The following is a 13,518-nucleotide window of genomic DNA, read 5'->3' as shown; positions in this document are numbered from 1 at the left end:
GAGTCGGGTGCGGTCGGTGTTCATACCGTTCCCGCCCGTCGGTTGCCGTCGGGTAGCTGTCGGATAACGGCAGGCTACTCGCGGGTAACTTATTCATTATATTACCGGTGAGTAAGGCAGTCGGCAACGGCGTCGCGTCGCATTGTGATGCGCGGAACAGGCACGGCGCCCCGACCAGCGGTTTCGCCCCGATCTCGGTGGGCGGCGGACGAGGCTCGCGGACATAACGGCCTGGTCGACGCACCTCCGCCCGCGCGCGGGTACGCGGATCGCGGCGGGCTCGGGCCGTTAGGGTGGGGCGTGCGGATCGAGACGGACTCAGGGCCCGCGGAGGCCGAGGTCGATTACCCGGACATCCCGGCGTTTCTGCTGGTCTTCACCCATGGTGCGGGCGGCGGGGTGGACTCCGCCGACATCACGACGGTGCGTGATACCGCGCTGGCCGCCGGCGGGGTGGTGGCCCGGGTGCTACAGCCGTACCGGGTGGCCGGGCGGCGCGCCCCCGGCAGACCCGAGCCCCAGGATCGCGCGTGGGTCGACCTCATCGCCGCGTTGCGCGCGCAACTCGGGCCGGAGCTGCCCCTCGTGCAGGGTGGGCGCAGCAACGGCGCCCGGGTGGCGTGTCGGACCGCGGTCGAGGTGGGTGCGCGCGGGGTGGTCGCTCTCTCGTTTCCGCTGCATCCGCCCGGAAAGCCGGAAAAATCCCGCCGGGACGAACTGCTGGCCGCCGGCGATATCGAGGTGGTGGTCATCAATGGCGGAAGCGACCCGTTCGGGGTTCCCGATGCCGCCGATGCCGCCGAGGTACGGGTGATCCCGGGCCAGCCGCATTCCTTCCGGAAGGGCTTCGACGCCATCGCCGAAACCCTCGTGCCATGGTTCCGGCGGTGGGGTTCCTGACGTCGCGGTCGGGTGCGGCGTGGTGCCCCGGCTACTGCTCGGGCAGGGGTTTCCGTGCCACGACCAGGGCGTCGATCGCGTCCCCGCCCTCGGTCGGGCGCAGCACCTCCTGGGCCGTGTCGATATCGAGCCCGGAATCGGCACCGAGATCGGCCACCACGTCCTCCGGAGTGAACAGGATCGCCGGATCCTGGGGACCCCCGTAGCCCCGGTCCGGGTTCTCGCGGTGATGACCGAGCACCAGCAGCGTCCCCCCGGGGGCGAGTGCGGTCGCGGCCTGCCGGAGCAGACGCCGGCGCTCGGGAGCCGGGAGGTGTAGGAACACCAGCAGGATCAACTCCCACGGGCCGGCGAGATCGAGGGCGGGATCGGTCAGGTCGGCGCACTGCCAGGTGATCCGTTCCCGGATCGACCGCGCGAGGCGGGTCGCCACCGTGCGGCCCTTGTCGATGCCCACCTGCGAGAAGTCGACGCCGTGTACCCGCCACCCGTGCGTGGCCAGCCACAATGCGTTCCGGCCCTCGCCACAGGCCAGATCGAGTGCGCGGGGCAGTTCCGGTACCTCCCCGTCGGGGCCGGGCAGACGTGGTACGCGCCGGTCCAGACCGTGTACGAACTCCACCACCGTGTTGTTCGGGGGTGCGCCCCACACCAGTTCGCTCTGCACGTAGCGCGCATCCCATTCGGCCGCCTTCATACGGCCAAGTGTATGGAGGCGGCCGGGCGGCCGGGGGCGGTCAGGCCGCTGCGGGTTCGGGTAGCCAGCGCACCGGGGTGGTTTCGCGGATGTGGATCAGCGCGTCGAAGGCCTCGCGCAGTGATTCCACCCGGAAGCGGGCTTCTTCGTCGCGGGCCGGGTCGTACACGCCGCTGATCACCCGCAGGCGGGCAGGCGCGGCGGCCCAGGACCGGACCGCCGCGGGCGCGCCGTCGCCGAGATCGACGAACCAGGCGGGCAGGTCCACGCTGCCGAGGGTGGCGTCGAGCAGATCGGGCAGCGGATCGGGCGCCTGGGCCACACCGAGGTCGCCGTGGTGGAAACCGATAGCCACCGACAGGTACGCCGAACCGAAATACGAGCGCAGCCGGGCGCCCTCGGTGCGCATCGGCGCCGCGGCACCGGCACCGGCACCGGCACCGGCGCCGACACCGGGCGCGGTCGCCGCCGTGTGCGCTGTCCCGTCCCAGTACACGATCCGGGCGCCGGTCCGTGCGTGATGATCGATCAGAGTCCGGGCCGGGTCGGGGTCGCCGCCGCCGAAGCCGCCCCGGCCCGCCACACTGCGCTCGTGGAAATCGACGATCGAGCGCAGCAGTTCCAGCGCGCTGGTGAGTTCGGCCGCAGCGTCGGTATCGGCCGGCCGGGGCAGCGACTCCACCAGGCCGAATGCGGCGCGGGCGTCTTCGGCGAACGGGCGTCCGGGATGGATACCCTGGTGGCGTTGTACGTGCTCGTCGATCCGGTGCGCGGTGCGGATCGGCGCCAGATGTGATTCCAGTTCCGCGAGCCGGCCGGGCGCCCAGCGACGCACCCGGGCGAGCACTTCGTCGTAGTCGGACGGTTCGGCCGCCGGTGGCTGCACGCCGATGACGCCGACCGGGTCGTCGGGGTGGGCCAGGTTGTAGGCGCGGATCCATTCGAGAGTGGCGACGGTTTCGCTTGTGCGCAGCGGCCGCCAGGCGCCGGCGAGGGCCCGGTGGGCATCGCCCGCGCCGGTGCGGACATAGGCGTCGAGGTGCGCGCCGGACCGGGCGTTGTCCTGGAGGGCCAGCGTCCGGAAACCGTGGTGAGTGACCAGTACCCGGAAGATCCGGTCCCGGACGCCGTAGGTCTGCCGGGAGAACCGGGTGGATTCGCCGAGTCCGATCACCGTGGCCGCGGCCAGGCGGTCGGTCAATCTCCGCAGGTCCGATCCGGTGTCGGCGGGGTCGGTGCCGAGTATGGGCTGCGCCGCGCCGCGCAGCCACTCGTGCACTGCGTCGATGGCGTCGGTCGGGTTCGAGGTGGTCACGAGGGGCTCCTGAGGTCTCGGTGGAGTATCGCGAACCAGCCTCATACCTGAACTATTGTTCATGTCAAGTCCGGTATCCGGATCGAACCGGGACTCTCACAGCTGTGTGCGCATCAGGACCACGTTGTACTGGTTGTGCACCGTGGTGAGGAAGTAGAGATCGTCTCCGGTCTGGTAGGGGAAGATCGACGGTGCGTATGCCGTGGGTAATTCACGAGTATCGATCAATACCCGCGGTTCGCTCCACGGCCCGGCCGGGGACGGCGCGGTTCGCATCACCACCGAGTTGAAGGGGTCGGTGGTGAGCGAGACGAATTGCCCGAGGTGGTCGTTCCACATCACCGACAGTTCCCCCACACCGTGCATGATCGGCTGTGCGACATTCACGTCGCGTTTCCAGGCACCGCCGTCCCAGTATTCGTAGGCGGCCAGATTCTGGATTTCCGGCTCGCGGACCCGCGAGATATAGGCGGGATTGTCGCGCCCTGACGGGGTGCCGTAGACGTAGACGAAACCGCCGTCTCTCACGAAGGCGTTCATCTGGAAATTCCGGTTCGCGCCCTCGTTGGGCCGGCGGGTGAAGGCGAGGTCGGCCCAGGTTTCACCGTTATCCGCCGACGCGGCCAGCCCGGAGTAATTGGTGGTCCATTCTCCGGGGGTGTCCCACGTTTTCACCGACATCAGGCTCATGTACTGGACGCCGCCCACCGAGATGCCGGCCGTCGGAATGCGGCTGATTTCCAGCAGTGGGATCTTGGGGCTGGGGATCAAGTCTCTGGCCTGGCCGAACACATCCCGGACGACACTGTCGAAGAAGATCCCTTGGCGCGGATCCTGGGTATGGCTGCGCACGAGTACATTACTGCGCCAGGCCCACATACTTCCCGCGAGAAGATTGGGGAAACCGACCCCGGCGGTATCGCCGAAGGCGGTCAGCATTTCCCCGTGCCCGTTGTCCCACATGATGCCCAGATCGGTGCCGAGCATGTTGTAGTTGTGGGTGCCGTTCGGGCTCGCCATACCGGTCACCTGGAAAACGGCCCGAGTGGCTCCGTGCAACTGGGGGAGACCGTTGGTGCCGTTGAGTACGGGAATCGGATTGATGGCGTTGGGATTCGCCGTGGCCGGTGCGGTGACTGCGATCAGTGCAGCCGATGCGCCCGCCAGCACAGAAATAAGTATCGAGCGGGTTCTCTTCAAGTCCGTCGGACCTCCGGGTCATGTCAAAGACACCGCGCGCATATGCGCGGCGTCTCGATGGATACACGGAACATTTCGACTGGCTGGCAGAACTCGGGTCATGCTATCAGTGCATCAATCCTGATCAGACGCATTGTGGGCGGTTCTGCGCCGGTGTCATCGGTGGCCCGGCGGCGGCATTGTCCGGCTTTCGGTGAGGTGGTCGCGGGATTTCGGTTACCGGGCGACATAGACCGCTCCATGGTCTAATCGAAAGTTAACCGCGGATTTCAGCGGGAGACTTCAGTGAGGAAGCGGAGGACGCATGCTGCCAGCCGGAATGGACCCGCGCACACCGGTGCTCGTCGGCGTCGGACAGGTTGTGCACCGATCCGGTGAACCGGGCCTGCCCGGACCCGTCGAACTGGCGGCCGAATCACTGCGCCGGGCCGGCGCGGACAGCGGGACCGGGGACGCGCTGCTGCGTTCGGCGGATGTGATCGCCTCGGTGGCCCCGGTGAGTCGCCAGTACGCCGACCTGGGTGCGCTCGTCGCCGCCGACCTGGGTGCCTCGCCGAAGCGGACGCTGCAATCGGCCCCTTACGGCGGGGACGCCCCGCAACGGCTGCTCAACCTGCTGGCCCGCGAGATCGCCGAGGGCCGGTCGGATATCGCCTTGCTCTGCGGGGCGGAATCGGTCGCCTCGTGGAATGTGGCGAAACGGTCCGGGGCCGATCCGGGCTGGCCGGAGCAGGACGAGAACGCCCGCCCCGACCAGATCGTCGGCGCCGACGACGCGCCCAACACCGAAATGGAGCTCGCGGCCGGATTGTGGGGCCCGATCTATGTGTACGCGCTGATGGAATCCGCCATGCGCAATCGGCTCGGCCTCGACGAGCAGACCCATCTGGCCCGGATCGGCGGGCTGTGGTCACGCTTCTCCGCGGTGGCGGCGCGCAACCCGTACGCGTGGCTGCCCCGCGAACGCGATGTGAGTGAACTGATCACCACCGGACCGGACAACCGGATGGTCTCCACCCCGTATCCGAAGCTGCTGATGGCGAACCTGACGGTCGATCAGGGCGCGGCGCTGATCCTGTGCAGCGCCGCGGCGGCGGACGCGGCCGGGGTGCCCCGGGATCTGTGGGTGTTCCCGCACGGCGGCGCCACCGCCACCGACACCTGGTTCCTCTCCGAACGCACGGATATGGCCGCGTCCCCGGCCATCGCCGCGGCCGGCCGGGCGGCGCTGGGCGGCGCGGGCGTCGGCATCGACGATATCGCCCATATCGACCTGTACTCGTGCTTCCCGGTGGCCGTGCAGGTGGGCGCCGCGGCGCTGGGACTGTGCATCGACGATCCGGCGCGTCCCCTGACCGTGACCGGCGGCCTGACGTTCGGCGGCGGCCCCGGCAACAACTACACCACCCACGGCATCGCCACCATGGCCGAGATCCTGCGGCGCAATCCCGGCGACTACGGCCTGACCACCGCGCTCGGCTGGTACATCACCAAACACGGGGTAGGGGTCTACTCGGCGAAGCCGCCCGCCCAGTTGTTCCACCCGGTGGAGGCCGAAGTGCCGGTCGCCCGGCGGGAGACCGCGCCCGGCTACACCGGTCCGGCGGTGATCGAGGCCTACACGGTTCCGTATCGCAAGGGCGGTGCGGGGGACGAGCCCGAAGCCGTTGTGGTGAGTGCGCTGAACCCCGCCGGTGCCCGCATACTTGTCCGGGCGACGGACAGCGAGACCATCGCGGCGGTCACCGCGGCCGACCGCTTGGGCGCCGCCATCGAGATCACCGCCGTCGACCGTTTCATTCTGCGTAGCGAGAGGACCGCCTGATGACCGAGACCGTGCTCCTGGACCGGTGCGACGCGATAACCGTGCTCACGGTGAACCGGCCCGCGGCGCGTAACGCCATCGATCTGGCCACCGCGAAGGCGATCGAGGCGGCACTCGACGAGTTCGAGGCCGATGATTCGGCCCGGGTCCTCGTGTTCACCGGCGCCGAGGGGACCTTCAGCGCCGGAATGGATCTCATCGCCATGACGCGCGGTGAGGTGCCGGTGACCGAGCGCCGCGGCCCGCTCGGGATCGCCTCCAAGCCACCGGCGAAACCGATGATCGCCGCGGTCGAGGGTTTCGCGCTGGCCGGCGGATTCGAACTGGCTCTCTCCGGTGACCTGATCGTCGCCGCCCGCGACGCGAAATTCGGTCTACCGGAGGTGAAACGCGGTCTGGTCGCGGCGGCCGGGGGCGTCATGCGGCTGACCCAGCGGTTGCCGCGCAGTATCGCCGCCGAACTGGCCCTCACCGGTGGGCGGATCAGCGCCGAACGTCTCTACCAGCTGGGTCTGGTCAACCGGGTGACCGAACCGGGTGAGGCGCTGGAGGTCGCATTGGAACTGGCCGGTGAGATCGCCGCCGCCGCCCCGCTGGCGGTGGCCGCGAGTAAGCGGATCATCGACGAGACCCCGGACTGGACCGCGGCGGAGGGCTTCGCCAAACAGGGTGAGATCGCCCTGCCCGCCCTGGTTTCCAAAGACGCGGCCGAAGGCGCGCTGGCCTTCGCGGAGAAACGCGATCCGGTCTGGCAGGGACGCTGAGGCTCGGATTCGGACCGGGCCGCCGTACGGGCCGGCCCGGTCGGCGCGCGGCTGCCCGGGTATGCCGGGTCCTGGTTCCTCCGGGCGCACCGACCATGGACGTTGATGACGGCGTGTCCAGCCGACCGAGGCGAAGACCTCCCGGGGGGCCCACCACTCCGGGAACGTCCTCGGCTACGCGGCATCGTCGCGCAGAGTGGGTAGCCAGTCCAGGAGTACCCGGGCGCAGCCTTCGGGGTCGTCGTAGAAGGGGGTGTGGCCGCTGCCCGCGAGCGTGATGTGCCGGGCTGCCGGCAGTACTTCCCGGGCCCGCCTGCTCTGGGTGGCGTAGGTGAGCAGGATGTCGCGGTTCCCCCAGGCGATCGTCACGGGGACCTCGGCGAGCGCGGCGGGGTCGTGCAGCCGCGCGTCGGTGAACGAGTCCAGGGCCGGGGAGAAACCCAGGGAGTCGATCGCACCGCGCGCGGTGTCCAGCGCGACCTGGGCGCTGACGGCCCACGGTTTACCGAAGACCAGGCCCAGGAAGGCCGTCCGGCCGGCCGGAGTACCGAGCACCTTGGGCATGGCCGGGCCGAGGAGGCGACCGAGTTTTTTGGACCGGCCCAGCGACTGCTGGCACCAGATCCGGCCGGCGGTGTCCCAGAAGAAGATCGGGGAGAAAGCGGTGACCGAGCGGGCCAGACCGCGGGCTGCCAGATTCAACGAGATGCCGCCGCCCATCGAATTGCCCGCCAGATGGGGTCGCTCGAGGCCTTGTTCGGCCAGGAAGCCGGCGAGTGCCTCGGTGAGCGTGTCCACGGTGGTGCGCGGGAGCGGGGCGGAACCGCCGAAGCCGGGCAGATCCACCGCGATCACCTCGTAGTGGGCGGCCAGGGCGCCGATGACCGGTTCCCAGACCTGCCACCTGCTGCCGACACCGTGGACCAGCACCAGTGGTTCACCGTGGCCTTCGCGATGGTGCTCGAGGATCGTCATGTTCGCCGCTCTCCGATCGGGACGCGATTCCGGGTCTCAGCCTAACAGCAGGCGCGGGCCTTCAGTTGGCTCCGCGCGGGCGCGCGGGCCCTGGGAAGACACGGCTCGGTCAGCCCCTGAAGGGGTCCGCTGCTGTGAATCACAGGCGAATTCCGGCCCCGGGTTGCACGCCGTATGTGAGTGCGACTACACACATGCGTGGACGTCGGCGGGTGGCCGCGGGTGCTGTTCCCCGGCCGACACGGCGTCCGTGCGATACATCTGAGAGAGGAACCCGGTGCGGAAGACCCTGATTGCCGCGACTTTCGTTATTTTGCCGCTGTTCGCGGCGGCCTGCGGTAGCGATACCGACTCCGCGCCGGCGCTGACCGAAGCGGACATGTCCAAATCCCTGCAGGAAAAGGGACTCCAGGACCCCGCTTTCGCCGACTGCGCCGCGAAACTGTACATCGACGAAGGCATTTCGCAGGACGGCCTGCGGACCATGGTCAGTGACAAATTCGATACCCGCATGGCGGATCCGGAAACTCTGGGCATGAGCACGGAGGACGCCGACAAAGCGCGGGCAGCGACCAACAAAATCATCTCCGAATGCCTCGGTAAGGGTCAGTAGCAGTTGTGCGGAAATGATTCTCGCTGAGCGCAATACTGCTTTCGGGAATCACTTCCCAGCAGCATGCCTGCATGACACCACAGAATCCGCCCTTCGCCGCGGCCCGTACGGCCGCGGTGATAGGCGCCGACCCGGCGGGCGTCACCGCCGCGCTGGGGTTGCTCGACGCCGGATTCGACGTCGCCCTCTACAGCGATCGTGACCAGAACGCGTTGCGCAATCGAACCCGGCCGGGTGCGCGGGCCGTCGCGGTGGCTCCGCAGCCGACGGGGCCGGCCGGAAGCGGTCGCCGTCCGGGCCGGGCGGCGCGGCCGGCCGGCCGTATCGCCTTCGACGGGTATGTCGGCGTCACGGTCGACAGTTCGTTCGAGACCTCGGGGCGGATCACCTCCTTCGTGGAGCGCGGCGGTGCCTTCCTGGTGGAATCGGTGACCCCGGAATCGCTGGGTGCGATCGCCGCGTCCACCGATCTCACCCTGGTCGCCGCCGGTCGCGGCCGCCTGGCCGGGTATTTCCCGGCCGCCGCGGACCGTCCCGTGCACCGGGGCTCGCCACGGTCCCTGCAGGGGCTCTACGTACTCACCCGGACCACCGGTTCCGATCGCGTCGAGCCGAACCCTCCCGCCGCGGGGCCGAGAATGGTGCACTGAGAGCACAGCACCAGTCGAGTCCGGCCCGAGCCGGAGACAGGAGGCTCCGGCATGTCCGTGGCAGTCGTGGTCGGTAATCCGAAACCGGTATCCCGAACCCTCTCCGCGGCCGTGGGCCTCGCCACGGCACTGCGCCCGGATGCCGAGCCGGCGGTCATCGACCTGGTCGAGTTCGGGCCCGGCCTGCTGAGCTGGGGCGATCCCGCCGTCACCGAGGCCGCCCGCACCGTCGCCGCCGCCGAGCTGGTCGTCTTCGCCAGCCCCACGTTCAAGGCCACCTACACCGGTCTGCTGAAACTCTTCCTGGAACAGTTCGACGGCGGCACCGGCCTGGCCGGAGTGCTGGGCGTGCCCTTGATGCTGGGTGCCGGTCCCGCGCACGCGCTCGCCCCCGACCTGCTGCTCAAACCGGTCCTGGTGGAACTCGGCGCGACCACGGCCCTGCCCGGGTTGTATCTGTCCGACCGGACTTTTGCCGAGGACGGCGTCCTGGACGCCTACGCCGAGCGATGGCGCCCCGTGGCGCAGGCGTTGTCGGCCACGTCGACCCATTCGAAGTGAAGGGCTGATCATGAACGATGTCTTCGAAACCCCCGCCGACGGAACCGGCCTGCGTCGCGCCTTCGCCAACTTCCCGAGCGGGGTCGTCGCGGTCTGCGCCGAGGTCGACGGGAAACCGGTCGGCCTGGCGGTCAGCACCTTCGTCCCGGTCTCCCTGGATCCCCCGCTGGTGTCGTTCTGCATCCAGAACAGCTCTTCGACGTGGCCCAAGCTGGTCGACGCCGGCTATCTCGGCCTGAGTCTGCTCGGCACCGACCAGCAGGACGCGGCGCGTTCGCTCAGCTCCCGGACCGGGGACCGCTTCCGCGATCTCGAGCTGCACGAGGGTACCGGTGAGGCGGTGTTCATCCAGGGCGCCTCGGTATGGATCGAGGGGTCGCCCGAAGCGCACGTACCGGCCGGCGACCACACCGTGGTGATCCTGCGGATCAACCGGCTGGCCATCCACCCCGACCGCGACCCCCTCGTCTTCCACGGCTCGCGGTTCCGCCTGCTGCACGCCAGCTGACCGGCACGGCCGCGGCGGTGCGCCCGCCGTCGGACGGCCGCGCGCCGCGCACGCGAATATCCGGCGGCGAAACCGGCGGCAATTCGCTGGAGGAGTGCGCCCGGCTTTGCGAGAGTAGCGGGATGTCACAGTTCACCAGCGAGCCGCCGGCGTGCTTCGATTCCTTCGACGGAACCCGCATCTATTACCGGCGGATGGGGTCCGGCTCGCCGGTGATCATGATCCACGGGTCCGGCGGCGGTCTGCACTCGTGGCAGCCGGTGGCCGAACACCTGGCGGACCGGTTCGAGTTGTGGCTGCCGGCCCGCCGCGGCTACGCGCCGAGCGGGCCCGGCCACGCCCCCAAGCACTACGCCGACGAGGTGAGTGATCTCGGGGTGATCATCGATATGATCGGCCGCCCCGCCCACCTGGTGGGGATGTCCTACGGCGCCACAGTCGCCCTGCACGCCGCCGCGTCCGGACTTCCGGTCCGCTCGCTGGCGCTGTGGGAGCCCCCGCTGTACGCGGCGGGCGCGGAGCTGGCCCCGGTCCTGACCCGGTTCGAGGAACTCACCGCGACCGGCCAGCGCGGCCGCGCGGTCCGGCTGCTGGCGGAGAAGGTGGCCCGGGTGCCGGCGGCGCTGCTGGAGGCCGCGGGGGAAACCGAACCGGACGAGAACGAGCCCGACGACTCCTACGGCTGGAGCCGCGATCTCGAGTCGATGATCGCCGATACCACCTATCTCGAACGCTGGTCGAGCCTCACCACCCCGGTGTTGCTGATGCGCGGTGCCGATACCTGGCAGCCGATGCCGGAAACCGTCGAACGCCTGGCCTCGGGCATGCCGCACGCGCGAATCGTCACGTTTCCCGGGCAGACCCATTTCGCGCCGTCGACGAGCCCCGAGGCCGTGGCGAGCACTCTCGCGGAATTCCTGTACTAGATCCGCAGGACCGCCGCGAGCTCGGGGCACAGCACATCCACGCTGGTTCCCAGTACCCAGCCTTCCTGGAAACCGGCCGGGACGCCCGCGTCGCCCAGCTGCCGGCGGGCGGTGCGGCTGCCGTCCGCGGTGGGGTTCGCGCGCAGCGTCCCGCAGGCCTGTGCGCCCAGGGCCGCGGCATCGGGGCGATCGGCACCCAGGACGGCCAGCCTGGCGTGCAGTACCGACTCCGGTGATATGCCGGGGGCCGGGACGGCCTGGGCCGCGGCCCCCGAGACGGTGCCGGCGACGGTCAGCGCGATTCCGGAAAGCACGGCGAAGGCACCGGCGGACAGATATTTCAGCAAAATGATCTCCTCTATTCGTGAAACCGGGACCGCCCGGGAATTCGGGTCGTCACGGTGTATGGCCCCGGCCCCGTTCGGCCGGCCGGGCGCCTTTCACGAATCACATCATTCCCCAGTGGTGACGAATCCGAACGCATTGCGCGGGAATGGCCCTCGTGCGTCGATGCCGTGACCTGATGGGGTCACTCCGGGGGGTGTGCGTTCGCGGGTGCCTCGGCCATCAGCAGCGGTGAGTCGTTCATCGGCGCCTCATCGATGTATTCCAGCCGAGGGTGTAGGCCGGCCAGTGCGGCCGGATCGTCGACCCGCAGTGGAACCGGGTGTCGTACTTGGGCGACAGCTTGTTCGGGTGTGGACGACCGCCGGCGGTCGTGGCCGCTGGCGGACCTGCCCGGCGGAAACATCTCGCCGACCGAGGATCTCATCGAGATGTTGCGCGTGTCGACGCCGCCTACGACGAGTTTCGGCGGCTCGGTCTCGCCGGTCAGAAAGGCCAGTCGGCGTTCCTGCCCCGCTCCAGCAATGGGATCGTGTCGAAGCCCTTGTCCGTCAGCCCGCCGAAGGTATGCCGGTTCGGCCCACCCGCAGCGTGGCCATACCGATATCCCGCCAGGTTCCAGGTGTACAGCGGCACCGACGCAGGCAGCGCGCCCCCCGGGTCGCCACCCCCGCCGGCCTGCTCGTCGGTGAGGATCACCACCCGGTCGTGCCGGTCGAACGTGGCCTGAACTGCGCCTGCCGTCGCGGTGCCGTTGCCGATGAAGTAGCCGTCACGCTGCCACCGGTCGATCGCCCGCAGCAGGGACTCGCCCGGCTGGAGCTCGAACCGCATCCCGTGGTCGGAGTAGGAGATGGTGTCGGTGCTGTGGCAGCGGCGGGCCAGGGCCAGCCCGAATACCACCGCTGCATCCCACCGTTTCAGGGAGCCGTCCTTGGAGAACCCTGCGTTCATCGAACCCGAGGTGTCGATGAGGATCAGAGTCCGGCCCGACAGCGCCGGGATATTCGCCACCGCCGCGTCGAGCGCCAGCTCCAGCGGATAGCTCCACCGCAGCGACGGGGCCGCGCGGTAGGCGGACAGGAACCGCATCGGCAGCTGCCGGGACTTCGCCACCTGCTCCGGATCCGACAGCCGAGCAGCGACCTTCGCGGCCACCGCGTCGGAGACCCCGGCCTGATCGAAGTTGCGGAGATTCCGCAGCAATGCCATGTACCCCATCGACGGGATGATCGACTCCCACAGATCCTTCGTCCACGGCCCGTTCACCAGGGACGGCACAGCCTCCCAGGTGACCCCGGCCGCGGACAAACGCTCGGCGAGGGAGCCGGTCTTCGCCAGGCTCCGGATCTCGTCCGGTCCCAGGGCCCGCAGGCGCGCGTTCGCCCTCAGTACGCCGAGCTCCTCGGGAATCGTCAACCCTTCGATCCCTATGCGCGCCTCGATGGCGTACTTGAAAAGCGCCGACTGCCCCTCCGACCGCGGGTCGACATGCGCCAGCTGCACGACGTCGGCGAACCGCACCCCGCGCGACTCGCTGTCCCACTTCAGGTAGGTGCGCTGGTTGTAGAGCCGGGCAGCGGCGTCGGCGACGCCACGCTTCACGGCCATGGGGAGCCTACGGCCGTAGTGGGTGTGCCAGTAGCTGATGAATTCACCGGGCTCGTCGGCGCGCTGGAGTATCGAAGCGATGAGCGCACGCGATCCGGGCTGCCCGGCCGCCAGCGAGGCCTTCGTGCCCTCGGCTGCCAGGACCAGGGAAGCGGACCGCAGGTTGGCCTCGCCCCGTAGCCAGCGCGCGAAACGGGTGAGCCAGTCGAAGTCGGTAACTGCGATCTGGCGGACCAGCTCGGAGAACCGGGAATCTCGGTTGCCGGCGGCCTCATAGAAGGTGCTCTCGCCGACCATGTTGGTGACCGCGAGAAGGAATAGTTCGGACTGTGCGTCCCGCGCGTACCCGGGTTCGCCTTCGTAGGTGGTGCCGGTTGCGGTGGAATCTGTCCGGATCGGAACATGTCCCACAGGGCGGGCGGTGCTCACGTTGAACTTTGCCATGCTGTTCCCCTCGTGGAGGAGAGTACAACTTCAGGGGCTCGCGCGTGTGGGCCCTGAGAAATAGTTGGTGAAGGACTTGTTCGATTGCTCTACCGACTGAGCTACAGGAGCAAGCTCCTGGCTGGACTCGAACCAGCGACACATCAACTAAGAAGTAACCCTCACCTGCGCAACAGGTCCCTAC

14 protein-coding genes are annotated in these 13,518 nt (G+C 69.0%); 8 read left to right on the top strand and 6 right to left on the bottom strand.

The window, feature by feature from the left end:
- The first annotated feature begins 300 nt into the window (after window positions 1-300).
- Complete coding sequence (locus ABZV91_RS17460) at window positions 301-900, top strand: alpha/beta family hydrolase (RefSeq protein ID WP_355242289.1); 600 nt, start codon at window positions 301-303, stop codon at window positions 898-900.
- A 31-nt stretch (window positions 901-931) separates the two neighbouring features.
- Here the strand turns inward: ABZV91_RS17460 and ABZV91_RS17455 are convergent, their stop codons facing one another.
- The 3 genes from ABZV91_RS17455 to ABZV91_RS17445 all read right to left on the bottom strand — a co-directional run bounded on the left by ABZV91_RS17455 (window position 932) and on the right by ABZV91_RS17445 (window position 4,082).
- Window positions 932-1,597, bottom strand: coding sequence for a class I SAM-dependent methyltransferase (locus ABZV91_RS17455; protein WP_355242286.1), 666 nt, complete (start codon window positions 1,595-1,597; stop codon window positions 932-934).
- A 40-nt stretch (window positions 1,598-1,637) separates the two neighbouring features.
- Complete coding sequence (locus tag ABZV91_RS17450; protein WP_355242283.1) at window positions 1,638-2,912, bottom strand: erythromycin esterase family protein; 1,275 nt, start codon at window positions 2,910-2,912, stop codon at window positions 1,638-1,640.
- Between the two features lie 96 nt (window positions 2,913-3,008).
- On the bottom strand, window positions 3,009-4,082 hold the full coding sequence (locus tag ABZV91_RS17445) for a DUF4185 domain-containing protein (RefSeq protein WP_355242280.1): 1,074 nt from the start codon (window positions 4,080-4,082) through the stop codon (window positions 3,009-3,011).
- A 334-nt stretch (window positions 4,083-4,416) separates the two neighbouring features.
- Here ABZV91_RS17445 and ABZV91_RS17440 point away from each other — a divergent pair, with 334 nt between their 5' ends.
- Together ABZV91_RS17440 and ABZV91_RS17435 are read left to right on the top strand one after the other, a co-directional pair.
- Window positions 4,417-5,937, top strand: coding sequence for an acetyl-CoA acetyltransferase (locus ABZV91_RS17440; RefSeq protein ID WP_355242277.1), 1,521 nt, complete (start codon window positions 4,417-4,419; stop codon window positions 5,935-5,937).
- The gene (locus ABZV91_RS17435; protein ID WP_039827216.1) at window positions 5,937-6,701 is read left to right on the top strand and encodes a crotonase/enoyl-CoA hydratase family protein; all 765 of its coding nucleotides are present in this window, start codon (window positions 5,937-5,939) and stop codon (window positions 6,699-6,701) included. Before ABZV91_RS17440 ends, ABZV91_RS17435 begins: the two co-directional genes overlap by 1 nt.
- A gap of 174 nt (window positions 6,702-6,875) precedes the next feature.
- Here the strand turns inward: ABZV91_RS17435 and ABZV91_RS17430 are convergent, their stop codons facing one another.
- Window positions 6,876-7,676, bottom strand: a complete 801-nt coding sequence (locus ABZV91_RS17430; protein ID WP_355242273.1) for an alpha/beta fold hydrolase — start codon at window positions 7,674-7,676, stop codon at window positions 6,876-6,878.
- Between the two features lie 277 nt (window positions 7,677-7,953).
- On the opposite strand from ABZV91_RS17430, the gene ABZV91_RS17425 reads away from it, so the two are divergent.
- The 5 genes from ABZV91_RS17425 (at window position 7,954) to ABZV91_RS17405 (ending at window position 10,934) form a co-directional block, all read left to right on the top strand.
- Window positions 7,954-8,289 carry a hypothetical protein gene (locus tag ABZV91_RS17425; RefSeq protein WP_355242270.1) on the top strand — a complete coding sequence of 112 codons (336 nt, stop codon included), beginning with the start codon at window positions 7,954-7,956 and terminating at the stop codon, window positions 8,287-8,289.
- 71 nt (window positions 8,290-8,360) lie between these two features.
- Window positions 8,361-8,939: a hypothetical protein gene (locus ABZV91_RS17420; RefSeq protein WP_355242267.1), complete on the top strand. Its 579-nt coding sequence runs from the start codon at window positions 8,361-8,363 to the stop codon at window positions 8,937-8,939.
- Between the two features lie 51 nt (window positions 8,940-8,990).
- Window positions 8,991-9,500 (top strand): NAD(P)H-dependent oxidoreductase, encoded by a 510-nt coding sequence (locus ABZV91_RS17415; protein ID WP_355242264.1) that lies wholly within the window; start codon window positions 8,991-8,993, stop codon window positions 9,498-9,500.
- Window positions 9,501-9,510: 10 nt separating this feature from the next.
- A complete protein-coding gene (locus ABZV91_RS17410; RefSeq protein ID WP_355242261.1) occupies window positions 9,511-10,008 on the top strand; it encodes a flavin reductase family protein in 498 nt (165 codons plus the stop codon).
- 122 nt (window positions 10,009-10,130) lie between these two features.
- Window positions 10,131-10,934 carry an alpha/beta hydrolase gene (locus tag ABZV91_RS17405; protein WP_355242258.1) on the top strand — a complete coding sequence of 268 codons (804 nt, stop codon included), beginning with the start codon at window positions 10,131-10,133 and terminating at the stop codon, window positions 10,932-10,934.
- On the opposite strand, the gene ABZV91_RS17400 is transcribed toward ABZV91_RS17405, so the two are convergent.
- Window positions 10,931-11,281, bottom strand: coding sequence for a hypothetical protein (locus ABZV91_RS17400; protein ID WP_355242255.1), 351 nt, complete (start codon window positions 11,279-11,281; stop codon window positions 10,931-10,933). The two genes, ABZV91_RS17405 and ABZV91_RS17400, sit on opposite strands and share 4 nt — an antisense overlap.
- Before the next feature lie 484 nt (window positions 11,282-11,765).
- On the bottom strand, window positions 11,766-13,334 hold the full coding sequence (locus tag ABZV91_RS17395; RefSeq protein ID WP_355242252.1) for a TROVE domain-containing protein: 1,569 nt from the start codon (window positions 13,332-13,334) through the stop codon (window positions 11,766-11,768).
- Window positions 13,335-13,518 lie beyond the last annotated feature (184 nt).

This window comes from Nocardia sp. NPDC004568 (assembly GCF_040609955.1).
In the GTDB taxonomy this organism is placed as follows: domain Bacteria; phylum Actinomycetota; class Actinomycetes; order Mycobacteriales; family Mycobacteriaceae; genus Nocardia.
This window is presented reverse-complemented; position numbering and strand designations above follow the sequence as displayed.